This is a genomic window from Cohnella cellulosilytica (assembly GCF_042431195.1).
Taxonomy (GTDB): Bacteria; Bacillota; Bacilli; order Paenibacillales; family Paenibacillaceae; genus Cohnella; species Cohnella cellulosilytica.
The window spans coordinates 17,378-41,866 of record NZ_JBHMDN010000028.1; the positions used below are offsets into that span (position 1 = coordinate 17,378).

The 24,489-nt window shown below is 55.0% G+C and carries 32 protein-coding genes; 3 read left to right on the forward strand and 29 right to left on the reverse strand.

Annotated features, from left to right (window positions below; genetic code table 11):
* Positions 1-23: 23 nt before the first annotated feature.
* The gene (locus tag ACFFT4_RS19710) at positions 24-500 is read right to left on the reverse strand and encodes a hypothetical protein (RefSeq protein WP_378050530.1); all 477 of its coding nucleotides are present in this window, start codon (positions 498-500) and stop codon (positions 24-26) included.
* Positions 501-557: 57 nt separating this feature from the next.
* Between ACFFT4_RS19710 and ACFFT4_RS19715 the strand changes: the two genes are divergently transcribed.
* On the forward strand, positions 558-926 hold the full coding sequence (locus tag ACFFT4_RS19715; RefSeq protein WP_378050531.1) for a hypothetical protein: 369 nt from the start codon (positions 558-560) through the stop codon (positions 924-926).
* A gap of 9 nt (positions 927-935) precedes the next feature.
* On the opposite strand, the gene ACFFT4_RS19720 is transcribed toward ACFFT4_RS19715, so the two are convergent.
* From ACFFT4_RS19720 to ACFFT4_RS19800, 17 genes are all read right to left on the reverse strand, one after another.
* Positions 936-1,301 (reverse strand): hypothetical protein, encoded by a 366-nt coding sequence (locus ACFFT4_RS19720; RefSeq protein WP_378050532.1) that lies wholly within the window; start codon positions 1,299-1,301, stop codon positions 936-938.
* Entirely contained in the window at positions 1,291-1,533 is a 243-nt protein-coding gene (locus ACFFT4_RS19725; RefSeq protein ID WP_378050533.1) for a hypothetical protein, read from the reverse strand. The genes ACFFT4_RS19720 and ACFFT4_RS19725 overlap by 11 nt, the downstream gene beginning before the upstream one ends.
* A 20-nt stretch (positions 1,534-1,553) precedes the next feature.
* Positions 1,554-2,189, reverse strand: a complete 636-nt coding sequence (locus tag ACFFT4_RS19730; protein ID WP_378050534.1) for a hypothetical protein — start codon at positions 2,187-2,189, stop codon at positions 1,554-1,556.
* Between the two features lie 17 nt (positions 2,190-2,206).
* Positions 2,207-3,157 (reverse strand): M23 family metallopeptidase, encoded by a 951-nt coding sequence (locus ACFFT4_RS19735; protein ID WP_378050535.1) that lies wholly within the window; start codon positions 3,155-3,157, stop codon positions 2,207-2,209.
* A gap of 24 nt (positions 3,158-3,181) precedes the next feature.
* Positions 3,182-4,165 carry a hypothetical protein gene (locus tag ACFFT4_RS19740; RefSeq protein ID WP_378050536.1) on the reverse strand — a complete coding sequence of 328 codons (984 nt, stop codon included), beginning with the start codon at positions 4,163-4,165 and terminating at the stop codon, positions 3,182-3,184.
* 8 nt (positions 4,166-4,173) lie between these two features.
* Positions 4,174-4,623 (reverse strand): hypothetical protein, encoded by a 450-nt coding sequence (locus tag ACFFT4_RS19745; protein WP_378050537.1) that lies wholly within the window; start codon positions 4,621-4,623, stop codon positions 4,174-4,176.
* Positions 4,624-4,686: 63 nt separating this feature from the next.
* Entirely contained in the window at positions 4,687-5,106 is a 420-nt protein-coding gene (locus tag ACFFT4_RS19750) for a hypothetical protein (protein ID WP_378050538.1), read from the reverse strand.
* A gap of 14 nt (positions 5,107-5,120) precedes the next feature.
* Positions 5,121-5,501: a hypothetical protein gene (locus tag ACFFT4_RS19755; protein WP_378050539.1), complete on the reverse strand. Its 381-nt coding sequence runs from the start codon at positions 5,499-5,501 to the stop codon at positions 5,121-5,123.
* A 1-nt stretch (position 5,502) separates the two neighbouring features.
* Positions 5,503-5,985, reverse strand: a complete 483-nt coding sequence (locus ACFFT4_RS19760) for a hypothetical protein (RefSeq protein ID WP_378050540.1) — start codon at positions 5,983-5,985, stop codon at positions 5,503-5,505.
* Positions 5,986-6,087: 102 nt separating this feature from the next.
* Entirely contained in the window at positions 6,088-6,666 is a 579-nt protein-coding gene (locus ACFFT4_RS19765; RefSeq protein ID WP_378050541.1) for a hypothetical protein, read from the reverse strand.
* Between the two features lie 231 nt (positions 6,667-6,897).
* On the reverse strand, positions 6,898-8,895 hold the full coding sequence (locus ACFFT4_RS19770) for a hypothetical protein (protein WP_378050542.1): 1,998 nt from the start codon (positions 8,893-8,895) through the stop codon (positions 6,898-6,900).
* Positions 8,895-10,724, reverse strand: coding sequence for a pilus assembly protein CpaF (locus ACFFT4_RS19775; RefSeq protein ID WP_378050543.1), 1,830 nt, complete (start codon positions 10,722-10,724; stop codon positions 8,895-8,897). The genes ACFFT4_RS19770 and ACFFT4_RS19775 overlap by 1 nt, the downstream gene beginning before the upstream one ends.
* A 45-nt stretch (positions 10,725-10,769) precedes the next feature.
* Positions 10,770-11,561, reverse strand: coding sequence for a CpaE/TadZ family protein (locus ACFFT4_RS19780; protein WP_378050544.1), 792 nt, complete (start codon positions 11,559-11,561; stop codon positions 10,770-10,772).
* A complete protein-coding gene (locus ACFFT4_RS19785; protein WP_378050545.1) occupies positions 11,558-12,130 on the reverse strand; it encodes a hypothetical protein in 573 nt (190 codons plus the stop codon). Before ACFFT4_RS19785 ends, ACFFT4_RS19780 begins: the two co-directional genes overlap by 4 nt.
* Positions 12,130-13,134 carry a CpaB family protein gene (locus ACFFT4_RS19790; protein WP_378050546.1) on the reverse strand — a complete coding sequence of 335 codons (1,005 nt, stop codon included), beginning with the start codon at positions 13,132-13,134 and terminating at the stop codon, positions 12,130-12,132. The genes ACFFT4_RS19785 and ACFFT4_RS19790 overlap by 1 nt, the downstream gene beginning before the upstream one ends.
* 19 nt (positions 13,135-13,153) lie before the next feature.
* Complete coding sequence (locus tag ACFFT4_RS19795) at positions 13,154-13,759, reverse strand: hypothetical protein (protein ID WP_378050547.1); 606 nt, start codon at positions 13,757-13,759, stop codon at positions 13,154-13,156.
* Positions 13,752-14,126 carry a hypothetical protein gene (locus ACFFT4_RS19800; RefSeq protein WP_378050548.1) on the reverse strand — a complete coding sequence of 125 codons (375 nt, stop codon included), beginning with the start codon at positions 14,124-14,126 and terminating at the stop codon, positions 13,752-13,754. The genes ACFFT4_RS19795 and ACFFT4_RS19800 overlap by 8 nt, the downstream gene beginning before the upstream one ends.
* Positions 14,127-14,381: 255 nt before the next feature.
* On the opposite strand from ACFFT4_RS19800, the gene ACFFT4_RS19805 reads away from it, so the two are divergent.
* Entirely contained in the window at positions 14,382-15,152 is a 771-nt protein-coding gene (locus ACFFT4_RS19805; protein ID WP_378050694.1) for a LytR/AlgR family response regulator transcription factor, read from the forward strand.
* 29 nt (positions 15,153-15,181) lie between these two features.
* Positions 15,182-16,030, forward strand: coding sequence for a sensor histidine kinase (locus tag ACFFT4_RS19810; RefSeq protein WP_378050549.1), 849 nt, complete (start codon positions 15,182-15,184; stop codon positions 16,028-16,030).
* Between the two features lie 72 nt (positions 16,031-16,102).
* Here ACFFT4_RS19810 and aroH read toward each other — a convergent pair whose 3' ends face one another.
* The 11 genes from aroH to ACFFT4_RS19865 form a co-directional block, all read right to left on the reverse strand.
* Positions 16,103-16,471 carry a chorismate mutase gene (aroH, locus tag ACFFT4_RS19815; RefSeq protein WP_378050550.1) on the reverse strand — a complete coding sequence of 123 codons (369 nt, stop codon included), beginning with the start codon at positions 16,469-16,471 and terminating at the stop codon, positions 16,103-16,105.
* A 6-nt stretch (positions 16,472-16,477) separates the two neighbouring features.
* Positions 16,478-17,584: a 3-dehydroquinate synthase gene (gene aroB, locus ACFFT4_RS19820; protein WP_378050551.1), complete on the reverse strand. Its 1,107-nt coding sequence runs from the start codon at positions 17,582-17,584 to the stop codon at positions 16,478-16,480.
* A complete protein-coding gene (gene aroC / locus ACFFT4_RS19825; protein ID WP_378050552.1) occupies positions 17,584-18,753 on the reverse strand; it encodes a chorismate synthase in 1,170 nt (389 codons plus the stop codon). Before aroC ends, aroB begins: the two co-directional genes overlap by 1 nt.
* A gap of 105 nt (positions 18,754-18,858) precedes the next feature.
* Positions 18,859-19,005: a hypothetical protein gene (locus tag ACFFT4_RS19830; protein ID WP_378050553.1), complete on the reverse strand. Its 147-nt coding sequence runs from the start codon at positions 19,003-19,005 to the stop codon at positions 18,859-18,861.
* Positions 19,006-19,066: 61 nt separating this feature from the next.
* Positions 19,067-19,888 carry a CheR family methyltransferase gene (locus ACFFT4_RS19835; RefSeq protein ID WP_378050554.1) on the reverse strand — a complete coding sequence of 274 codons (822 nt, stop codon included), beginning with the start codon at positions 19,886-19,888 and terminating at the stop codon, positions 19,067-19,069.
* 18 nt (positions 19,889-19,906) lie between these two features.
* A complete protein-coding gene (gene ndk, locus ACFFT4_RS19840) occupies positions 19,907-20,350 on the reverse strand; it encodes a nucleoside-diphosphate kinase (protein WP_378050555.1) in 444 nt (147 codons plus the stop codon).
* Between the two features lie 73 nt (positions 20,351-20,423).
* A complete protein-coding gene (locus ACFFT4_RS19845) occupies positions 20,424-21,398 on the reverse strand; it encodes a polyprenyl synthetase family protein (protein WP_378050556.1) in 975 nt (324 codons plus the stop codon).
* A 4-nt stretch (positions 21,399-21,402) separates the two neighbouring features.
* The gene (locus ACFFT4_RS19850; protein WP_378050557.1) at positions 21,403-22,278 is read right to left on the reverse strand and encodes a menaquinone biosynthetic enzyme MqnA/MqnD family protein; all 876 of its coding nucleotides are present in this window, start codon (positions 22,276-22,278) and stop codon (positions 21,403-21,405) included.
* Entirely contained in the window at positions 22,271-22,897 is a 627-nt protein-coding gene (locus tag ACFFT4_RS19855) for a UbiX family flavin prenyltransferase (protein WP_378050558.1), read from the reverse strand. Before ACFFT4_RS19855 ends, ACFFT4_RS19850 begins: the two co-directional genes overlap by 8 nt.
* The gene (locus ACFFT4_RS19860) at positions 22,891-23,766 is read right to left on the reverse strand and encodes a UbiA-like polyprenyltransferase (protein WP_378050559.1); all 876 of its coding nucleotides are present in this window, start codon (positions 23,764-23,766) and stop codon (positions 22,891-22,893) included. Before ACFFT4_RS19860 ends, ACFFT4_RS19855 begins: the two co-directional genes overlap by 7 nt.
* Entirely contained in the window at positions 23,763-24,482 is a 720-nt protein-coding gene (locus ACFFT4_RS19865; protein WP_378050695.1) for a demethylmenaquinone methyltransferase, read from the reverse strand. The genes ACFFT4_RS19860 and ACFFT4_RS19865 overlap by 4 nt, the downstream gene beginning before the upstream one ends.
* Positions 24,483-24,489 lie beyond the last annotated feature (7 nt).

Sequence of the window (24,489 nt, forward strand, 5' to 3'; positions counted from 1 at the left end):
TACGTACCCTCCAAATCATTGCGTCATCCCGGCGTCTGGGAGACGTTCACGTCGATAATCCGATACCCGTTCTCCAGACGAGCGATCGTCCAGATTTCTACGCTATCGTCGCCAAGCGCCGTATGGATTCCTTTGCCTAAATTCACCGGAACGTGAGACAGCCGCTTGCAAACCACAATCCACTCCGGATCATGAGCGACAACGTTCCACGATCTTCTGCGATATTTTCTCGTGCCGAACATTCTGGATGGATTTTTGTATATCGATTCCATCAATCCATGACATACCGTTTCCGTTGCATATTTTCCAAACCTGCCTATTTGTGTCGTTTCATGTGCTAAAATATAAGCATCGTCCGCTTCTTCCAGAAAGCCGAACAGTTCGGCGGAGATCAGTTCACACCGGCCCGGAGCCATTGCGGCCCTTCTCGTCCGCCGGGCGAATATCGCCGTAGCGGCCGCCGCGGCCACCGCCGCCGCAGCCAAAGCGAGAATGATCATGGCTTACCACCGCTTTTCATCCGAAAGTAAAATCTGCATGAGCCAGGAGTTGAAGGTATGAAAACGAAAGAACTGACAGCCGCCGAATTTGCGTCCAAATTCGGCACGGACGCTGTCTCGGCCGGTTCATTCTCCTACTATGAATGCGACGGCGGAATCGGTATCGTTAAAGACAACCGGAGCAAATCGATCGAAGTCGTCGTTGCCTCCGGTGCCCGGCCTCCCGAACTGTCGCCGGAAGACGAGCTTCAGCTCCTGTCCCTCGTATGTGGCGAATATGAGGAGGAGGTCGCGATTCCCTTGGGAGACAGCTTGTTTGATTACGAAGCGCGCGACCGTAAAGTCCGTTATCGCCTCTACGCGATCTGGGCGGCTTTCAGCTTGTTCGTCTTGGCCTGCCTCGTCGTCTATGTTGGTTATTACTGACGCCAATCCTTACTTTTTCAATTTCGGGTCTAACGAGAAAACATCGGGCGAGCCGGACGTACGGGCGGAGCCGGCGAACGGATTGCTCCTGATCGGGGAAAGATTAACGGCTCCTGACAGCTTGACTTCGATCAATCTCTTCGTTTGTTCAAAATGATCCTTCAGCGTTTCGATCATTGTGTCCGCATGGACAACGGCTTTCTTCAATTCGCCGCCGTGCTCCTTGGCGGCCAGCCGAATCGCAAGCTCGTTCAGCTTGGCCAGTTCCCTGTGCACGGATTGAAGACTGGCGTTTACCAGTTGCTCATGCTCGCGGCTCTCCGCATGCAACGTTTCGAGCAGTTGCATGTCCAGCAGCTTTGTTTTACCCCCCAAGCCCGTTCGCCTCCGTCCGCTCTTTCTCTTCTTTCATACGTGCCGCAATATAATCATCAACGGCCTGAATCTCCCGAAACAATTCGGCATATCGTTCCTCGAGGATTTTCACGAACGTCAAATCGCTTGTTTCCGCGGCTTCTCCGTATAAGATCACCAGTCGTTCCGAACCGGAACGCATGGCGGCCAGTTCTTCGGAGATCTTCGCCATCGCCTCTAGCGTCTCATTCATGCGTATTCCTTCCCTTCCAATTACTTCAATAGCAAGTTCCGCGTTGCGGTTCTCTCGTCGTTCGTCGATACGACTCGCGGAGCTGAAGCGCGGTTCAGAGGCTCCAGACGATCGGTCTGCTCCGGGAACAGCGCTATCGTATCCGTTAATGAAGCGCGAGAAGCCGGCTGAGCAACCGTGTCGCCGACACCTTGGATTAGCGCCCCCCGCTGATCGTAGGGGATTGACGAGACAAAAAATCTTTCCCAAGCCAGCTCGTATTCTTCCTTGATGGTGAGCGAGAACGATACGCTCTTGCGAATCTCCAGCGGCTTAAGAATAAACTGCCTGATATGGATCATCGCGGTAATGACGTGCAACGCCCCGCAGACAAGCTCCATATCCCGTTCGATCTTCCCGTCGATCAAATGAATGAAAGGGGCTAAAATGTGAAGAGGTCTGGGAGCTTGCTCGTAAAACCAGCGCACCGTCTCCTCGTTGCCGTGTTTGCTGCCGACGAGTCCGACCAGATCGTCGAACGTTTCGTCGTACCGATCGTTCAAGACGACCGCCTGATCGTAGACGTCCCGATGAAGATAGAAATACCAGTTATCTTTGCGCAGCACCAACGTGTTGACTACGACCGGCAAGTAACGCTCTCGCGATGCGACAATCATTACCTTCACTCTCCGATTTAAAATATAAGCTTTGCGGGATCGACCGCTTTGCCGTTAATGTACAACCCGAAGTGCAAGTGCGGGCCCGTCGTGCGAGACCCGGTATTTCCGGATTTCGCGATTGCTTCGTATTGCTCGACTCGTCGGCCTTCCTCGACCTGAAAGCTGTCGAGATGTCCGTACAGCGTCTGAATCCCGGAACCGTGATTCAGAATGACGTAGAACCCCAATTCCTCCGACTCCCCGGCCGCCTCGACTTCTCCGTTAAAGGCCGCAAGTACGGCGGTGCCAATCGGCGCGCTTAAATCCACCCCTCGATGGAAGCTGATTTCATCCCTCGTAATCGGATCCAATCTCTCTCCGAAAGGGGAAGTAAGCGTCGCCGGAATTTCAAGAGGCGAGCGAAACCCGTTGACCGTTCCGAGCTCCGGATAGGATAAAGCGCGTTCGTACTTTGCTTTCTGTTGGTCCACATCCCGGCTTAGCCGATCGAGCCTCTTCTTGTTCGATTCAATATCGGCGGTCGGCATATCGTAATCCGCCTTCGCCTGAATGAGCCATTTGTCACGGGCTTCGCGCTGCCTTCGAAGCTCCCCCTCGACCGAACGGTATTCGGCGTCCAAGGCCATAATCGTCGCCACGTCGGATTCTATGTTTTCATCCATTTTCAGTTGGATCAGTTGAAGGGAATCTCCCAGCGCATAGATGGCCGAGTCCCGCTCTATCAATCCCCGTTCGTAGTATCGGCCGGCAAGATCGTAAGCGACGGAAAGCATCGTTTGGTTATTCACCGTGCGTGCCGTTTCGCGATACTCGTTCTCGAGCAGCGCCAGCTTCTCTCCTTCGACGACGGGATCGCCGACGGAGTAACCGTATTTCTGCAGCAGAACGGATGCGTCCTCCGCATAAACGAAGTTTGCAGGCAGCAGCAACAGCAAGAACAGCGCAATCCCTATCGATTTCCGCATTTTCTCTCCCCTTTCCCCGACGCTTTACCTCATATATTTCCAGTCGAACGAATAGCCGGACGCAGCCGCCTCCTTCATCGTGGAGAATACACTTTCCGGCTCCTCCGCGCCCGCGGGAACTTGATCCGCGAAAGCATAATACTTCCCGGAATCGCGCGTATAGCCGATCAGCATCCGCGCCATATCGATCTTCGCGCCGGATACGCTAAAGCCGTCGATCGGCCGGGCCGTCGTCAGATCCACCCCTTGCACGAGAACGAGAAAGCTCGGTCCTTCAATCGAATTGACGCCGTTCTTGCCAGTAAGCTGGCTCGGAACGTAAAAGCGGTTTTTCCAGCGGTAGTTCGATTCGTTCATTCGGTCGACCTCTTCCGATATCTCGTTGGATACCAGGTTGTTGATCCATCTCATGGCGTATTCGCGCGTCATCGTAACCCCGTATTCATTGGGAGGCAGATTTTCGTATTTCTCAAGACCGTCGTCGGACAAGCGATAGGAGTAATCCATTCCCATGTTAAGGGCGTAACGCGCAGCAGTCGTCAGATAACGATACGGCTGCTTCATACCGAAAACCAGCTGCCAATCTTGACCGAAACCGTTCTGTTCGACCGGGTTCGATTCGGCTTGGTCGTATTCGACGGGTCTATGGGACGCCATATAGTAGCCATCGAATGTCGCGACCGTCGCCACCGGGATGTAATCGCGAACGATTGCCCGATTGGCTTCCGTGGGCGGCATATCGTAATTGAAGCAGAATACGTCAATGAACGTATCCAACGCCTTCTGCGGGTCCGCGCTGAATGCCTTGCTGTTCGCGTAGTCCATATCCAGGCTGCCCGTATTCAGCAGCTCCTGCGCGCCCGCGTCCGCAGCGTAATCAATCGCGTACGACAGCTTGAGTTGTTCGATTTCGTTCTTTTCTTTATGGACGTAACTCGCATACGCCAACAGCAATGCCGCAAAATAAACGAGCGAGACCAGATTGATAATTCCGAAGTTCCTTCCCATAACGCCCCCTACTTTCTGATCATGCCGGCCAGCGTCTGATCGAATTTAGCGGGATAGAGGTGGAGAATCCGATTCTGAATGCGCTGCGCGCCCGTATAATCGATTGCCTGCACCTGTACTTTAAGGATGTCGCCGGTGTTCCAGGTCGTAATATCATCGCTATAGACGTAAGACGTATAGGTGCCTCCCGCGCCGTCGGGATTGGTGACCTTCATGTATCGGGATAAAGTCGCGTCCATCGCCATACCGTACGAAGAAATGCCCAAATGAAAATCGGCCAGATCGGTCTCCGTAATTCTTCCGTTATCCGTCACCTTATCGATGAAATTCGTCATCTCGTTTAGCACACTGCGATGAATGGTCAAATCCCGGTTCATCGTATTGATGATGAGCGGCGCACCGGCCAGCAGGATAAAAGCGAGCACAGCCCCCAGTATTTTATTAAAGAGATCCGTCATGATCCATCCCCCGTCTTCAAGCTAAGGCCAGGCTGCTTTCCTCTACCGCGCATCGTGCTTATCCTATGGAGAAGCGTATTTCACCTGCCAATACTCCAGCTGCGTCGGATTGCCGAACAGACGGATTTCGACCTCCTCGTCCCGGGGCAGCGCCTCCCTGACTTGCTCGACCGCATAAGCCTTGTTGATAAAAAACGCTTCGTCCATTTCGAATGTCATGCCGTTAATCTCGAGTGTTCGCGGGATCGGGGAGTTACGGTCTGCGACGGCCAGCATCAGCAGGAAGTCGCCGGCGCTTGTCGGCCGCGGCGTTCTCGGAACGATCACATCTTCGGTAATTCTGGCCGTCTTCTCGATCTGGACGCCGAATCCGCCGACCTCACCGCGCAGAAAAGGCACCGTGCATGAAATTAAAATCGGCGTAAACAGAGCCAGTGCCAAAATGATGCTGATCAGGTCGAACGCGTCATCCGCTTCATCCATCCTTCACCCCTCCTCTATTCCGGCGAAATCTCGATATCGTATTGATCGCTGACCGGGATCAGCAAGATTCTCACTTTCTTCGACAGCAGCGGGATCGACGCCAAATCTTCCTCTTTCGAGATCGAAACCCCGTAGGCGTTGCCGCCGATATGACGGACCCCTTGCTCGCTCTTCCGCAATACGGTCAGCAAAGCGGCTGCAGGCACCGGACCGTGCTCTTCCATCGCCCGCAGCTCGGACAAGTAGCCCAATGCTTGCGTATCGGCCACCATTGTCGTCGCATCCCGGCCGAAGCCTTGGCTTAAAGCCATGAAGACCGTCAGCATCCCGACGACAACGCCGACAATCATGATCTGGATCGTTACGGACAAGCTGGTGCTCACTTCGTTATCCATGTTAAAGCCTCCTGAACCAGATCCCGACGATCGCCCCATTCTCGTCTTTCTTCAGCTCCGCCGAGAATCGCGCGGAATCCGGGATCGATTCGAACGTACGGGTAACGTCGGTAACGGATAGATCGGTAAAGTCTCTTCCGGCAGCCGGGGCAGGCAGCGGTCTTGGCCAAGGATTCCCTGGCGAATACCATCTCCAGTCGTAGTTGCTGCCATCGTCACTGGGGAGCGACGAGAAGACTCTCGTCTCCGGGAATCCTTTCGACTCCGCGATCGCCGAGATGACGTCCTGCGCCATCAGACGGGCGTCTTCGTTGTATTGGATATACTTGCGGTGCTCTTGTGCGATCGCGACGGCTTGATCTTCCTCGTGCTGGAATTCCGCGCTCTCCCTGGCCATCGAGCCGAGAACGACGATCAACGTCAGCACAAGCGCCGCCATCATCGCGCTGATGCTGGCCCATACGGTTGCCGACCATTCGTTCATCGGACCGCCTCCTTTATTTTTTTCATGCTCTAGGAGCGTCCACGAGTCCCTCACCGGGGCTCATGGAGCTTAACAGAATGAAAAATGGAACGCGCCGCCCGATTAAGGCTGCTGCGTAAAGCATACGCCGACGATCGTGCCCGTCGTATCCTTGATCAGCTCGGCCAGAAACTTGGCCGTCGGTCTGGCGAACGTATCCGTGCCCGAACGGGTCAGCGGAAGATAGACCGAGTTGAACGTCATGTTTCCACTATCTGAAACTCTTATGTTATGCGTATAAAAAGAGTCGGTGTTGTTCGTTCTTGCCATTCCGGTTAATTGATAGTCGTTAACTGCTGCATCTTCAAGCAGGGCTCCGTAATTATGACCTGCCATCGCGTCTGTCGGGGCAGTTCCCGGAGTCGTAATTCCCATGGACTTCGTCGTACGCACGATCGCGGCAACCGGACGGCCTTCGAACAGCTTGATCGCCGAGATGACCTGCGTGCCCGACAATACTTTCTGGTCATAATCTTCGAATTGCGCTAAAGACATCGAATCCATCGAGTTTTGCACCGTCGTGATGCCCTGATTCGTCGTCCCGCGCGTAAATCCCAAAATAACGAAGATGACCGATATGATAACTCCGATAACGATAAGCGCGATGGCTATCCTCGCGCCCGATCCCAGTTCGCCTTCCATTGTTTACTCACTCCTCGAGTTAATATTTTGCGATTTTCAAATACCGATCTTACCGAATCAAGATCCGACGTTCCCGTGATGCCCGATTCACCTCCTCGTACGGCCGAATACGAAGACCAAACCTCCAGCGACAAGCAGTACAGCCAATACGACCAGCGGAATCCAAGGCACGTTCTCCAAGGTACTCCATCACCTCCTTCATGTAGTCGATCAACGACCCGCGCCTGTTCGTCAGCCGTTGATATGGCCGAGCGCCGCCACGAACTCCTTGAAGCCGAGAATGCCGAGCGGAAGCAAAATATAGAGCACGGCGGTCAGCACGAGCGGGGCCATCGCGAGCGGACTGACCATCGAGCGTTTCTTGTTGAGCGCCGTATTCTGCGAGATTTCCCGAATGCGCATGACGTGGTCCCTCTCGGTGACGAGATCGCTGAAAGCCTCGATCAGCTTGATCTGGTGAATCGTCAGCAGCAGCTTGTCCACCATCCGCTTGAATCCCGGCAGAACGGCTTTCGCTTTCAATCGATTGAGCGCCAGATCCGGATTCGAAGGATATTCATGATACGCGTCCAGCAGCGCGTTTTTGTGCACCCGGCTTTGCCGCTCCAGCCAGTACAGCGTATCCAGCGTGTCGGTGGACGTATTCATCAGAATCGAGATCATCGTTTGCAACTGCAGCACATCTTCTTCGCTTTCCGTCTTCAGGAGCCAAGCCCGTGCTCTAAGCATCGCTTCGGGCAATTGCGTAGCGGCCGCTGAAATCAGGAACGAGACGAGCACCATCCACCATTTGAAATACGTATTGTAATAGCTGTTGTACTTCTCCATCAGCCGTTTGATCTGCGCGTCCTGGTCGTACGGAGGCAGCTTGGGAAGCTTGCCCTTCACGAACTCTTTCGTCCGGCCTTCGGTCATTCGCTCGGGCAGCGAAAGGTAATATCGATCCATTTCGTGCCGGATTCGGATGTCCTCGGCCGTCAGCTTCTCCCCGCTGACGAGCGATACTTCCCGCACGTTATCGTAGATGAATTGCTTGCCCAAATTCACGGCGAAAAAGAAACAGACGGCCGCGACCGCGAATGCCGCGAATCCGAACACCAGCTTGCTGGCGTACAAGTGGCGCAGATCGGTCATGCTGAGGGCGCCTTTGATGATTCGCTGCTTGCGCGCCTTCTTGAATTGTTTCTTAGGCATGACGTCCGCGACGATGCGAGCGAACCATTCCCGCCTGAGCAGTCGCAGCACGATAGGATTGCGATCGTCTTTCTTGACGGAAACCGCGCTGTTGATTCGAACGATGATCGTGTACCCGACGATGGAAGCGAGCAGGATGACCGATCGCGAGACGTACCCGAGAACGCCGTTGTACATGACCGATGTTCCCGGAATAATGGAAGTGAAGAAGCTTTCGATCACTCCGATCGCAAGCAGCGGAGCGATCGGCAAATATTCGAGCATGCCGAATCTTGCCTTCTGCAGCGAAATCCGGCGAATCTCCAGATTGACCTCGTCGGCCATCATGCCCATCGCTTGAAGGAAGTTGGACGAGCCGTCGCGCAGCTTCGTATCTCCGGAGTTGTTCAGGATGTAGCAGACGCCCGCCAGCGTGCAAAGCAGTCTGAACGGCGTCTTCGCATAAAACTCGTCCAGCTTTTTCTTGCCGTCGACGTCGGTCAGAATGTTGTAAATATCTTCGAAAGCGCGATGCAGCTCGGAGCCCGCTTCCGTCTCCGCAATCGCCTGGGAGATCGAATTCGTCCTCAGATAGTTCTGCCTAAGCGAGGAAAGCGAGAGCGACAGCTGCTTTAGAAGCTTGAAATGAACAGCGTCGACCTGCTTGCCGATTAGAACGTTGTTCATCACCAAGGCGTACAGCACAACGAGCAGAGTGGAGAACAAATCTTTGAAAATAATGGCTCCGGCCGCGATAAGCGTGATCGAAGAAAAAGCAGAAATCGCGTATACCCGCACCGAGTGGATTTGAATTTCCTGCGTCGTGTAGATAGAGAGCTCCGCGATTCTGATCTTTACTTTGCGATAGCCGCCCCGCGTCAGAAACCATTCGTCCAGCCATCTGTTCAGCCGGTAATAGGTGGACAGGGAAACGAGCCGCTGCTTCTTGCGCACGGTTCCCGCCTGCCTGGCCCGCGCCTTCTTCCGGTCCGACAAAATCACCAGCGTGATGCCCAGTACCGCCGTTAACAAAATTGCGATCAGGAGGAAGATCATCAGAGCCTCCAGTTATCGAGAATAAACGACTTGAACTCATGGATTTTGTCCTGCGGCATGACATCCAGCATTTTCTGGGTCAGTTCTGTCGTAAACCAGTCGTACGTCTCGTAAGTGTCGGTTTCCAAGTTGTACTTCAGAATATCCCTCGTCTCGAACGATTTGCGATCGGTCTGCCGGGTATAATATTCCTTCGTAATGCGGTTCATCGAATGAACCGGATTATTCGAATCGTATTCGGGATAAGGTACGCTGACATCCAATTTGACGATCTCGGAAATTCGCTCAATATAGCGGCGTCCGTCCGTCGTGTAGTTCAGATGGATATCTACCCGAATGACATCGATAACCTGCTGCTCTGCCGTGATCATATTGCCGGTGAAACCTCCCGCGTTGACGAGCGAGTTCCGGATCGCATAGACCAACTGCTCGGCCAGATTCGCGTGATGGGAGAAGATCGTAAAGATCGAAGCGACTTGCCCCATCTGGATCATTCGCGCGGCGATCGCGTCCGTCGCCACTTCCCCGACGATCGATACGGCGGCATCCGATTTCTTGAGCGCATCCTGCAGTTCCGAAGCCGAGACGAACTCGGTTTCCTGCACGGACAAAATGTTTCTTTCCGGGTACAGCTCCCGCAAGTACATCTCCGGAGCCATCTCCAGCACCCGGACTGTATATCTCGGATCGATGTAACGAACCGCCGCCGTCATCATGACCGTCTTGCCCGCGCCTTGCCTTCCCGTAAAACCACATGTGACTTGTCCCATCATCAAGTAAGCGACCAGATTAATGGCCAGAAACGCTTTATTGACGTAAGGCTTGTCGATCAGCGCCGGCAGCGAGGAATCGCTGAGCGTAAACTTGCGGACGAATACGGCCCAATACTCGGCCGCGGGCGGACGGAGGGCGAGCACCCGGGATTTATCGTACATCGTATTGACCAGGTATCCCCTTTTCTCCGTTAACGGTCCCGGATTATTGTAACGGCACAATAGCTGGACGACGCGGCGCAGCTCCTCTTCCGTATGGAACGACAGGAATCGCAAGTGGATGTATTTCCCGTTATAGTAGAGCCAGACGGAAGCCGGCGCTTTCGCTACCTTCTTGTCCTTATTCAGCAGCGCGCTGAGAATGGAGCCCGAAGTACCGCAGTTGAAACCATTGATATTCATTTCCCGCAGCGTATCGATAACGCCGAAGCCTTTATACTTTTGATAGATCAGCACCGAAAGCAAATCGAGTTTGACAGGATACGTGAGCTCATATTTTTTCTCCGCGTAGATGGCGTCGATATCTTCTTCGGAAACCAGATAGGACGGCTGGCTCTTGTCCTCGATCTCGTAACGTTCTCTGGCCAAGCGGTATTCGTTGACCATTTCGGCCAAAGCATCCTTGCCGAATTCCTTCTTGTAGAAGTACATCAAAATCTCGAACTTCACCCGGGGCTCCAGGTAACTGCTATCGAAATCGAACACCTCCGCCAAATCTTCCTCCGTCTTGAGCACATCAGCGATAACGCTGCGAATCAGGTCCTGAACGATCAGCTTCGCGGAATCGATGCCGTATACGCAGTTCTGCATGGCTTCCTGGATGCGTGCCTTGCGCTTGTACATCGCTTCGAATTCCTCATCCGCGAGTCCCGCCAGATTCTCATCCTTGATCAGATCGGCCAAGCTGTATTTGACGATCTCCAGCAATCGTTCCATTGTCAGCTTGTCCGACTGCTCAATATCCGGTTTCTCCCGTTTGGCCCTCCAATAAAGAATCGCGAGCAGGAGCAGAATGCCGAGAATCGTAAGCACCATAAGCAGCGTATTCAACTTCACTTTCGTATCCCTCCCATCCGGCGCTTCCCCTATGCGGTCCCCAATTCAGCGCTGCGGCCAGATCGTCCTTCGGCCCAGATTCGCCAGAACGACAAGCAAGCTTTCCTTCAAATCGTTGTTCAGTTCGATGACGCGAGGATCTTTGCCCAATACATAAGGAAGAATCGTTTGCAATTTCCCCATATTGCCGGTCCGCTTTACAAAGGCGTTATAGCTGATTTTGGCGCACCGTCTATGCCTCAGCCCCATCCTCTTCGTCGTATCGCGGAACGCTTCGACGTAGGGGTCGTACTGATTAACGATAAAGACAAGCCCTTTCCGGTTCAGGTAATCCATCACTCCGGCCGCTTCCCAATATTTCAGCTTCTCCGCGATTTCCTTCGATTGGGTCAGCACCATCACGACCAAATCCGAATTGTCGATGACCGCCCGCGAGATATCGTCGTAGATTTCCGTAGCGACGTCCGTTACGACCATGTCGTGATTCATATTGCCGATCACGAATTTCAGCAGCTTGCTGTTGTCGGCATCCGAGATCGTCTCCGAAGCGGTATCCATCAGCTGCAAGTTCGGAACGTCCGGAATTTTAATGCAATAATCCCGGATCTCTTCCCCCGATATCGCGTTTGCTTCCAGTAGCTTAATGACCTGGGTCAGATTGCGGGTTTTGTCTTCCGCCGGCTTTAGGCCCAGAAAACCGGCCAGCGATGTATTGTTGTTGCCCGTATACGTCAGACAAGTCGAGATATTCTGCGTCTGGGCCAGCGCCACCGCCAGCAGAACGCTGACCGTTGTCCCCCCTTGCTTGCGATCGGGAGAAATCACCGCGATCTTCATTTCCCCCACCTCCGGGTCAGCAGCAGACGCGTATTCTTGACGCTCATATTCAGATGAGCTGCCATCAAGGCAGCCAAGCCTTGGTTCAATTCCTTGGAAGGCGAAGCCAGAAGCAATCGATAGGTCTCGATTCGTTCCACGCTTTTCCACAGGGTCGTAAGAGGCGCTACGTTGATGGCCTCCTTTTCCCGCTTGCCGTCGTAGGTCAACTTAATCGTGTGACAGGAACCGAGCAATTCCAGAAAAGACTGCTCGTCTTCGTTGGGCGCATAACTCTTCACGTGCAGGACAAGAGATAAATCGTCCGGTATCGTATCTTGAATATCAAAGACCACGTGTTCGAAATCGTTCGCCGTATAGCCGATTTCTTCGTATATTTCGTCGGGAGAGGCGTCCGATACGGCGATCATGATGTTGGCGAAATGGCCCTGCGATTCCCCAGGCTGCAGCAATCGCTTGTAATGCCTGTTATTGGTGAACAATGCCACATCCCCGGTCGCCTGCAACAGTTTCAATAGAGCGTAAATGACGGGACGCTTGTCGGTATAGCCGTACACGCCGATTTGCATTACTCCACGACCCCCCTTTCAAAATTCGAAGAAGTGTCTTCGGGAGGGACATACGGCTGCTGCGTTTGCCCTTGTTCCTGCTGCTTCTGCTGATCCTCCAGGCGGGCCTTCTCCTGATCTTTGGCCTCTTTGTCCCCGCTGTCGATCTTACCCGCGATCTCGCTGCGACCGGACGCGATTTTATTGCCGTCTTCGTCCGATACGTTGCCGATGCCGGCTTCGATCAACTTTCTCATCGTCGCGTTCATGTCCCCGTCGATTTTCTCAAGGATGTTCGGATCGGCAAGCATAACCGCCTCGATATTCGCCGGAATGGCATAGTACTCGGTCGCGGGCTTCTGCAATCCCGGCTCCACGTATTTGGCCATATACAGAATCGAGCCCTTGTCCTTATTCAGAAGGTAATCGATCAAAGCCGCTTGATAATAATGAATCTCCGTTTCGTTGAGCTTGAACTTGATCGTCTTGTCGTTAATCGCTTCGATTCTCTTATGCGTCAGCACGATAAAATCTTCGCCCAGCGGATAGACGATTCGGTAGTCCACGTAGTCCCCAACCTTCAGTCCGATCGGCAACATGCTGGCCACGACATCGAACTCCCTTATCGTATCTTCCAGCGGCTCGTTCATAACAAGATCCATACTCAACGGCGTTCCGCCGTGCAAGGCGATCTTGTAATATTTTCCGACAATCGTATCCGGCTCGAGAATAAAGCTCCTATTCAACAGAGATTCCGGAATTTCCTGATAGGCCAGGTCGCTGTGTTCCACAACTTTGCCGGGGTACAAATCCGGAGCGTCTTCCGCGACCGTCCAGATCGGCACCATTGGCCCGATGGCGTCCAGCTTGGCTTGCAGATCGTCGATTTGTCCTTCGTATGCCGTCTTCATCTTTTCCTGCTTCGGCTGCCAGATGGCATAATATTGTCCGATATTCGTTCCCAAAAACACCACCGCGGCCAACGAGACGATAAGAATCGATTTCCAGTTCCATTCCATGTTCATTCAGGCTACCTCCAAGTCGTCATCCATCGCTTACGAACGTCAGGGGCTCCGGAAATCCCCCTCTTATCGGATATAGCACCTTGAAGCTGCGATCCAGCACGATCATTCGCGCCAGAGCTTCGTTCTTCCGCAAGTAATAATCCAGAAACCCGGCATCGCTGTAGAATGCCGCAACTTCCCAGCCATCCCCTTTCAACGTTTCCAAATACACGAACGTCTGATCCGGCACGGCATCGTACGTATACGGAATGGACGCTTGAATGCCTATGCTCAAGCTGAGCGGATCGACCAGCCCGCTGTCGTCGAGCCGAACGAATCCCGCAGCCGCCGCGGGCGCCCTTGACTCGAACGCAGGCTTCTCTTTGCCAGTCTTCGGATAAAGGAAGGTTTGCTTGTTTTCGTTCATATCTTCCACATATACGATGCCACCTTGAGCGATCTTGCGGAAATGCTTATCCCCTGCCATCGCTTCTCGGATAACGATAACGTCCGCTCCGCCGACTTCGGGAAAAGCATGTGCCGAAGTCGGCGGTACGGCCCTTCCAGTCTTCAAATCGGCTTGGGCGCAAGCCGGAAGAAAGATCAGCATCAGCAATCCGCCCCATATCCCGGCGCGATTATTCATATTCCGTCACCGCTTCTCCCTTGAACATGACGACGAGGCTCCCCTGCTTGTCGGAATAGATGGATATTCCCAGTTTCCGTAAATACTCGGAGACTTCATCGCCGTAACCGTCGATATCGATGATAAATTTCTGTTTGCCGTAGTGGATGGACAGTTCTTTTTTGTTCCTTGTAAAATAAACGTCTTCCTTGCTCTCGATTCCCAGCGCGCCTGTCGGATCTTCAATGATCCCGTCCGCCCCCAGCGCGTAATTGCGAACGACGCTGAGCAGCGCCGGATCGATCGCCGGCTTGTGTTGTTGGGACCACCAATAGGCACCCAGCAGCAGCGCGATCAACAACAAAATGGAAGTTGCCGTCTTAGTCATTTAGCCCCCGCTCGTTTCGGTCTTGAAATCTATTTCCATATACCTATTCACCGACTATTATATGGAAACGGAATGTAGGTCTAAATAGGGATGACGCGAAATGCCAATAAATCGGCATGAAATGCCTCTTTAGGTTAATTTTAGGGTCGAATCCTGTAATATTTATGCATTTCGTGGTGAAAACGGGAATGACATTTGCTATGATATGTATATATTGGAATACAGTTCTGCGAAAGGAATAGAAATGTGAGACCCATGTTGCGTGCGGTATTAGCCGAAGATATCGTCTATGTGCGGCAATTATTGAAAGCTTATTGCGAGGAAAGCGGAATCGAGGTCGTCGCGGAAACCGGAATGGGCACGGAGGTGCTCGCGCTTATTCAGGAGCATAGGCCTAACTTGATCACGCTCGATATTGAGCTTGAAGATCTAACCGGGATCGAGGTGGCCAAGCAAATCAGGACACAGCTGGACTATGAGCCCTATATTATTTTCGTTACCGGATCCACCGATCCTATGAACATTATGACTGCCGTCAATGAAATCAATGCTTTTTATGTCGTAAAGCCATTGCAGCGGGAGCGTTGGCAGCTGGCCGTGGACAAAATATTGGAAATCAACGGGCGGCAGCTCCAACAAAATCGTTCCGAATCGGCATCCACTCGCCTCATCCAAGTGCAGACCTCCAGAAAGATTTATCCCATCACCGAAGAATCGATCCTCATGGTGGAGAAAGAAAACAACAAGAAAAACATAAACATCTATTTGACGAACGGAGAGGTGTTATCGAGCAATTCGACGATTCACCAGATCAAAAACCAGACGACGGAACTGATCTACGAATCCATTCGTGGATTTCTCGTCAACATCCGTCATGTCAGCGGCGTTACGAAAGAAGTTCTGCTTCACGACAATAGCCAGCGCAGATTCACCATTTATTTCAAAGGAACGACGAGGACCGCTCCGCTAGGCCGCTATCAGGAGAAGGAATTTATCGAACAGTTTAATCGGCTCAATAATCGCTAAGCGCCAAACGCGATCTCGGGAGGATTACGATGAAAAAATCGTTTATTCTGTCCACTCTTGCGGTAGTAATCGTTCTTGTCTTATTGAACAACATCTACTTGTATTTATCCGCCCGTGTATTGGAAGCGCCCGCCGAATATTCGCTTCTGCATTTCACGAACAGCCTGGTTACGATTCTATCGATTGCCGCCGTCATTATTCTGATTCACCTTGTCATGAAGTCGCGGGATCGGAAACTGAGCCAGCTGCAAATCAAGCATTTGGACGAAATCAATCAGTTGATGACCTCGATCAAGGGCGAGCGCCACGATCTGCTGAAGCATTTGAATACCGTTCATGCGCTGGTTGTTCTGGGACAATACGACGAGCTCCGCAACTACACCCAAGAGCTGGTTGACGATGTAACGATCACGAACGACCTTCTGCTGATCGGTCATCCAACCGTATCGGCGTTGATCCATTCCAAAACGATGCTGGCCCAACAAAGCCATATTCAATTCACCTACCATTGCGAAAACCTCTCCCGTCTGCCGTCAGGCGTCCGTTCTTTGGACATCGTTCGGTTGATCGGGAATTTGCTCGACAATGCGTTCGATGCCGTTGCCGACTCTCCGAACGACAGTAGACATGTGCTTCTGCGCATCGGCGTTCAGAATAACCGTCTTCACATCGTCGTGTCCAATACCGGGAAGCTAAGCGGCGAAAACTCGGCCGATATTTTCAAAACGGGCTATTCCACGAAAGACAAGCATTCCGGGCTGGGGCTCCCGATCGTGAAACAACTCGTTCATAAATATAAAGGAACGATTCGTTTGAGCCTGGAAGAGCCGGGCATGATCAAATTCGACGTACAGTTTCAGATTCACGCGGCTTCGTAATCCCGAATAACGCAAAAAAATCCTCCCCGCGCCTTTAACAGGTCGAGGAGGATTTTCTATACGTTCATACGATTACTTCGCCGCCAAGTCCGGACGAAGAGCTTGAGCCCGGTTCAGGTAGACGTGGCGGATGTCCTTCTGCGCGACGTCCGTGTTCACGAGCACCATTAAGCGGATACATTTCTCCAGGCTGCCCTTGACCGGCACCTCGATCGAGCACATGAGCGGCACAAGCTCCCATCCGGCCATCTGGCGGATCGCTCTGGCAGGGAACGTGGCGTCCAGGTCCTGCGTGACCGTAACGAACACGCTGGCAATATTCTCCGGATCGAGTTGGTTGACTTCGACGATCCCGTTAAGAAGCTCGATGGTCGCTTCCAGAATCGGAAGCTCCTCGTTCTGTTCGACCGTAATGGCCCCGCGGATTCCCCTAACGCTCATGATTGATTATTTCCCCTCTCTTAGTCCGTTCACAATGTCCGTCACCCATGCGGAAGGAACGTCGCGTCGGATTTCCACGCTTCCGATCGCCGTTGGCACGACGAAGACCATATCGCCTTCGGAAAATTTCTTGTCGTGCAGCATCGCGCTCAGAATCGCCTCGGTCGAACAGCTGTCCGGAATGCGGACCGGCAGCCCCACCTTGCGGAACAGCCGCTCGGTCGTCTCCTCGATGTCCGCGGAATAGCCGAAGCGGCGGGCCAGTCTGGCCGAGCCGACCATGCCGATCGCGATCGCCTCGCCGTGCAGCAGCTCGCCGTAGCCGGCGACCGCCTCCAGGGCATGCCCGATCGTATGCCCAAGGTTCAGGATGGCCCGCAAGTCGTTCTCCCGTTCGTCGCGCGAGACGACGATCGCTTTCACCTGGCAGCCTTCGTACAGGGCATAGCCGAGCGCGTCCGGCTCAAGCGCCAGCAGCCGTTCCGCGTTGTCGTCGCACCACGTCACGAATTCCGCGTTCCAGATCAGCCCGTGCTTGATCACCTCGGACAAGCCGGCGCGCACTTCCCGAATCGGCAAGCTCGCCAGCGTGTCGAGATCGTACAGCACGAATTCCGGCTGATGGAACGCGCCGATAATGTTCTTCGCCAGCCGATGGTTAACGGCCACCTTGCCGCCGACGCTGCTGTCGTGCGCCAGGATCGTCGTCGGAATTTGCACGAACTTCACGCCGCGCATGTAAGAAGCCGCGACGAAGCCCGCCAAGTCGCCCACGACGCCTCCGCCCAGCGCGATAACGGTCGACTTGCGGTCCAGCCCCGCCTTCAGCGCCCGCTCGACGAGAAGATCCAGCATCTCCAGCGACTTGGACGACTCTCCGGACGGCACGACGGCCCGCTCGACGGTATAACCGCTCGACCGAAGGCTCTCTTCGACCGCGGACGCGTACAGCCCTTCGACCGCGCTGTCCGTAATCAGCAGAATCGGCGATTTGACGGGAAATCCGCGCTCGACGAACTTCCGTCCCAGCTCCGCGATCAGTCCCGTGCCGATATAGATCGGATAGGAGCGCTCCCCGAGCTCTACGGTCAGCTCTCTCGTCTCGCCCGCCATTAGTAAGCCTCTACCTGTTTCAAGTAGTTGTCGAGATTCGCCTGGATTTCTTCGACGGAATCGCCGCCGAACTTCTCGAGGAACGCCTTCGCGACCTCCCAGGCGACGACATGCTCCATCACGACGCTCGCCGCGGGAACAGCGCAGGCGTCGGAGCGTTCGACTTGCGCGGTGAACGCTTCCTTCGTATCGATATCCACACTGGCCAGCGGCTTGTACAGCGTCGGAATCGGCTTCATAACGCCGCGCACGACGATCGGTTCGCCGGTCGTCATTCCGCCTTCAAACCCGCCCGCGCGATTGGAGCCCCTGTAGAAGCCCTTCTCTTCGGAATACAAAATTTCGTCGTGCACCTGCGAGCCCGGAATGCGAGCCGCCTCGAACCCGATGCCGACCTCGACGCCCTTGAAGGCGTTGATCGAGACGACGGCTTGCGCGATGCGGCCGTCCAGCTTGCGATCCCATTGCACATGGCTGCCCAGCCCGACCGGAAGGCCGCTGACGATGCATTCGACGACGCCGCCGATCGTGTCACCGTCCTTCTTCATCTGGTCGATCAGCTCGGTCATCTTCTGCTCGGCCTCTTTGTCCGCGACCCGAACGGGCGACTCCTCCGTCACCGCGATCAGCTCGTCGATCGGCAAATTCGGCGCGGCCGCTTCGATCCCTCCGATCGAGACGACATGTCCGGCTACCTTAACGCCGAACCGGCCGAGCAGTTGGCGCGCGATCGCGCCGACCGCGACGCGGGCCGCCGTCTCGCGGGCGCTGGAGCGCTCCAGCACGTTGCGCAGGTCGCGCAAATTGTACTTCAAGCCGCCGTTCAAGTCCGCATGTCCCGGACGAGGACGGAAGACGCGGCGCTTCGTCTCGTCTCCGCCTTCGACCGGCTCGACGTTCATGACCGAGGTCCAGTGCTTCCAGTCTTTATTCTCCACGATGACCGCCACGGGGGCGCCGGTCGTGCGTCCGTGGCGCACGCCGCCTACGATCTGCGCCGTATCGGTCTCGATCTGCATGCGGCGGCCGCGGCCGTGCCCCTTCTGACGGCGCTGCAATTGAAAGTTCAACGCTTCGAAATCCAATTCCAGATTGCTCGGCAATCCTTCGATAATAGCGGTAAGCTGCGGGCCATGCGTCTCTCCCGCGGTCAAATAACGTAAACTCAACTCCGGTTCCTCCCTTTATCCACGCAAACCCGTGCCTATCTTTCCTCATTATAGTACAGCGTTAAAGCGTTTGACAAGAAAAGAGCCCGTCGCGATTCGGACGGACTACTTCTTCCCGGCTTTCGATAGCGTCGGTTCCGGTCCCCTCATATGCCCGAGAAGCTCAACGTTATCCAGGCCCAATATTTGCGCGCATTCTTGAACGGATATCAATCCTCGCCGGTAAGCCGCGATCACTTTGCGTTTGTCCATAGACACCCTCCGCATGGCCTTGATTAGCCTTATTATCGGTTGGGAGCCTAGTTAACATACCTCAATTCACGCGTCTGTAGAAAAATGTATCCGCCGTCTCCAGTCCATACTGTCCCGGAGAGAAAATCTGCTCGGTGCTGCCGACGAACAGCAGGCCTCCGGGCTTCAGCGCCCGCGCGAATTTGCCGTACAAAATATGCTTGGCGTCTTCCGTGAAGTAGATCATCACGTTGCGGCATACGATCATATCGAACGGCCCGCCGAACGCGTCGAGCAGCAAATTCTGCTTCTGCAGCTTGATCGCCTTCTTCAACCGGCCGTCGATGCGAAACGCCCCGTCCTCCGGAGCGAAATACTTCGTCTTGAACTCGGCCGGCACGTCCCGCAGCGAACGCTCCAGATAGATGCCCTCCCGGGCTTTGGCAAGCACGCCGTCGTCGATGTCGGTGGCCAGCACCGTCGTTCTGTCGAGCGCCCCGAGCGAATCCATGATCATCGCCAGCGTATACGGCTCTTCCCCTGTAGAGCAAGCTGCGCTCCAGAGGCTCAGCCGCGCCGAGCGCTCCATCATCTGCGGCAGAAACTTCTCCATCAGCACCTGCCAGCGATTCGGATTGCGCCAAAATTCGGAGACGTTGATCGTCATTCGATCGAGAAATTCGTTGCGCAGTCTCGCCTCCGCGGTCAAGGCCGCGAAATATTCGTCGAACGACCGGAACCCGTGCTTCATCCGCAGCGTCGTCAGCCGGCGACGCATCTGACTTTCCTTGTACTGGGACAGATCGATGGAGGTTAGTTTCTTGATATTCGCGACGAACCGCGAAAAATCCTCATCCCCGGTAAAGTCCGTGTTCGCGTCCGGAACGGAACGAATGTCTCCCATGACGTTCTGCTCTCTCCCTTATATCCACGCCTGTATCGCTCTGTCGTAGGACACCAGTTCGTCTTCCGAGAAGAAAATGGCGATCTCCCGCTCCGCATTGTCCAGGGAGTCCGCGCCATGAATCAAATTGAAATTCGTATGTACGGCGAAGTCGCTGCGTATCGTTCCCGGCGCGGCTTCCAGCGAGTTGGTCTTGCCGATCAGCGCCCGGCAATGCGCCACCGCCTGATCGCCCTCCCACACCATCGCGAATACCGGTCCCGACGTAATAAACCGGAGCAGATTCTCATAGAAATCTTTGCCTTTATGCTCCGCGTAATGCCGTTCGGCCCGTTCCAGGGACACCTGCATCAGTTTGGCGCCGATCAGCTTAAGGCCCTTGCGCTCGAAACGCGCGACGATCTCGCCGATCAGACCGCGCTGCACGCCGTCCGGCTTTACCATCAAGTAGGTTCTTTCCATGCTTCTCCCCCTTCCAAGTTCATCCTGCTTGTGTATTGTCTATTTTACCACAAAAAATGCCGCCGATCACAGCCTAGTAGCTTCGTTTCGCCACAAATCGCGCGATATCGGCCAAATTCCGCTTCGCCGGGATGTCCGGCAGCGTATCCAGCGCGCGCAGCGCTTTGGCGATATAACGGTCCGCCATCCGCTCCGCTTCGCGGATGCCTCGGCTCGAACGCACCAGCTTCACCGCCGCGGACGAATCCGAGCGCCCGTCGCCGGCCTTGATCGCTTCGATCTCCGCGAGCAGACGGCCGCGCAGCGCGTCCTCCTGCAACGCGTACAGCACCGGAAGCGTAATGTTGCCCTGCCTCAGATCGCTTCCCGGAGGCTTGCCGATCGCCTTCTCGGTGCCGCACAGGTCGAGCAGGTCGTCCATAATCTGAAAGTTCATGCCCAGATTGTAGCCGAACCGGTACAGCGCGCTGCTGATTGCGGCCGGGGCTCCCGTCGCCACCGCGCCCAATTGACAGCTGATGGCGATGAGCAGCGCCGTTTTCCGCCGAATCCTTCGCAAGTAATTGCGCACGCTCTGGTCGACGTTAAAGAAATCGCGGATCTGCTCCATCTCGCCGATGCACACCTGAACGATGGTCCCGGACAAAATCTGGTGAATGCGCGGCTGCTCCAGATCGGTCACGACCGTCAGCGCCTTGGCGTAAATATAATCCCCCGTGAACATGGCGATCCGGTTGTCCCATTTCGACTTCACCGTCAATTGTCCGCGGCGGGTATCGGCGTCGTCGATCACGTCGTCGTGCACCAGCGTCGCCATATGGATCAATTCGAGCGGCACCGCGACCTTCTTGAGCGTCTCCAGCGAATAGTCGCCGAACTTGCCCGCCAGCAGCACAAGCACCGGTCTGATCCGCTTTCCGCCGGCCTTCAGCAGGTGGAGCGACGTTTCGCTCAGGAGCGGCAGATCGGAGGTGACGGTGAGCGCCATCTGATCTTCAATCGCCTGCAATTCGGATTTTAACGAAGCGTAGAGCTGCATCAATTTCATAAGTTCACCTGCGGTTGGATAGGTTATCTAGAAGGTAGGGCAGCGGCAATTCCGCCATGTCGGGCTCGCCGTCCATGAGCCCCAGTTCTTTCGCGTATTGAAAATAAAGCTTGAGCCCGGCTTTCTGTTCCGCGCCGAAATCGTGGCGCAGGCTGCCGAAATATCCGTTCCAGTAGTCGGCCGTGCCGCCGATCTGGGCAAGCGCTTTGTCCGCGACCGGCCCGATGTTCTCCTGCGACAAGCTCTTGCTGGCCGTCAGGCCTTCGTAGATTTCGCGGATCGCCTCGGGATAGCGGAGCGCCGTCTCCTTGCGCACCGCCCAGAGCGCGTACGTCATCCATTGCCCGGTCCAGATGTTCCACACTTCTCCCAAGTCGAGCACCCGGTACCCGTGGTTCGTCCAGGACGCGCGGATCGCGTGATCCCCGATCAGCAGTGCGGCATCCGCGTTTTCCAGCATCTGTTCCAGCGACGGCTCCGCATCCTCGTAGACAGGCTTGCCGCCGTAAAACTTCTCCATGATGATCTTCAGCAAATTAACCGAAGTGGCGGAAGTCGTCGTGAGCGCGATTGTGCCGTGCAGCACCTTCTCCAGCGGCGACTTCAGGAACAGCAGGATCGATTGCACCCTGCCGAACGAACTGACCGACAAGTTGGGCAGCAGATAATAGGAGTCGGAGGATATCCCGTACGCATAGGACGAGATCGCCGCCAAATCGATGTCCCCCGTTCTCAGCTTGCGATTAAGCGTCGAGGGCATATCCGAATGGACTTCCGTCGGGAACGGCAGCCGCGCGGGATCGAAATGATGAAACACCGGCCACGCGTTCGTATAAGAGATGCGGCCGAGCCGAATCGGCCGCGTATTCGCATTATTCATCGGGCGATCCCCATCTTCGAAATAAATTGTGTTCGACGCCCATGCTGTCCATCGTTTTGCCGACGATAAAGCGAACGACGTCGTCCAGCGTCTGCGGTCCGTTATAGAAGGCCGGCATGGCCGGAATGATCCGCACGCCGAGACGGGACAGCTTGAGCATGTTCTCCAGATGGATAGCGCTCAGCGGCGTCTCCCGGGGTACGAGCAGCAGAGGGCGGCCCTCCTTCAGCATCACGTCCGCGGCGCGGGTAAGCAAATTGGTAGAGGCGCCGCTGGCAATCGCCGACAGCGAACCCATCGAGCACGGCACGATCGCCATCCCTTCGCAGCGGAACGAGCCGCTGGCGATGCTCGCGCCGATATCGTTCAGCGGATGGTACGTCATGCGCCCTTCCGCCTGGGCGGAATCGAACGCCGTATTTATACATTCTAACCGATTCGTAACGTTCCAACCCAATTCTTCCTTCATCACGCGCCACCCGGCATCGGATACGACCAGATGCACATGAAAACCGGCATTTAACAATTGCCGGCACAAAGTCACTCCATATATGGCCCCGCTGGCCCCGGTAATGCCGACAACCCAGCGCTTCGCGGATTGGTCAGGATGGCTTACCACGATCGAATCACCACCAGATCGATAAACGTAAAGACGAAAATAACCGCGCTCAAAATGCCGTTCATTGTGAAGAACGCCGCATTCAGCTTGCTCAGATCGTTAGGCTTGACGAGCCGGTGCTCGTACAGCAGCAGCGCAGCCGAGACGATCATTCCCGCGAAGTACCACCAGCTCAGATCGGTCAGCGCCAGAATCAGCGCGAACCCGACGGCCGTCAGCACATGGAACGCGCGGGCGATCCAGAGGGCGCCGGCGATTCCGAACCGGGCGGGAATCGAATGCAAGCCTTCCTTGCGGTCGAATTCCACGTCTTGGCAGGCGTAGATAATATCGAAGCCGGCGCTCCACAGCGCAACGGTCACGTACAGGATGATCGCTTCCCAGGTGACGCCGCCGGTTACCCCGACCCATCCTCCGAGCGGAGCCAAACCGAGCGTCAGCCCGAGCACGATGTGGCAGGCCCACGTAAAACGCTTCGTATACGAATAAATAACGGTCATGAACACAGCGATAGGCAGCAGCTTAACCGCGAGCGGGTTCAGCTTGGCCGCCGCCCAAAACAGCAAAACAAACGAAATAACGATATAAACGATAACCTCGGTCGATTTCAATAATCCGGCAGGCATCGCGCGATTGGCCGTTCTCGGATTGCGGGCGTCGATCGCCTTGTCGATCAGCCGGTTCAGCCCCATCGCCGCCGTTCTCGCGCCGACCATCGCCAGCAGAATCCAGCCGCACTCGCTCCATTCCGGCAGCCGCTTCTCGACCGTCACCGCGCCGAGAATGGCGCCGACATACGCAAACGGAAGCGCGAACAGCGTATGCTCGAATTTAATCATTTCCAGAAAAATGCGCACCTTGGCCATCATACGATTTCATTCCCTTTCGTTCCCATATGCAGCGCGGCCACGCCTCCGAAGAACGGATAGGCCTTCACGTTGCGCATGCCGACTTCTCGGAACAGCTCGGCGAGAGCCTGAAGATCGGGAAAAGTCGCGAGCGATTCCGGCAGCCACCGGTATTGCTCGTAGCTTTTGACGAACCACTTTCCGAATAAAGGCATCACTTTCTCGAAATAAAAATAATAAATGCTCTTGAAGGGCTGCCAGGTCGGCTTGGACATTTCCAGGCATACGATTTTGCCGCCGGGCTTGACGACCCGCTTCATTTCTTTCAGCGTCTTGACGATGTCCGGCACATTGCGCAGGCCGAAGCCGATTGTCACGAAGTCGAACGTGTTGTCCTCGAAGGGCAGCTGCATCGCGTTCCCCTGGACCAGCGTGATCTGCTGCCCGTAGCCCGACTTGTCCACCTTCGTCTGCCCGATATCGAGCATGTTGCGGCTGAAATCCAGGCCTACCGTCGGGCCGCCCGCGCTCGCCTTGGCCAGCGCGATCGTCCAGTCGCACGTGCCGCAGCACAGATCCAGCGACGACTGGCCCGGTTGGATGTCCATCTTGCGCATCGTAAACCGGCGCCAGGCTTTGTGCCTTCTGAAGCTGATGATATCGTTCATCAAGTCGTATTTAGGCGCGATGCGTTCGAATACTTCGTGCACGTGCCGCTCTTTCGATTTCGCGTCCATCATTCTG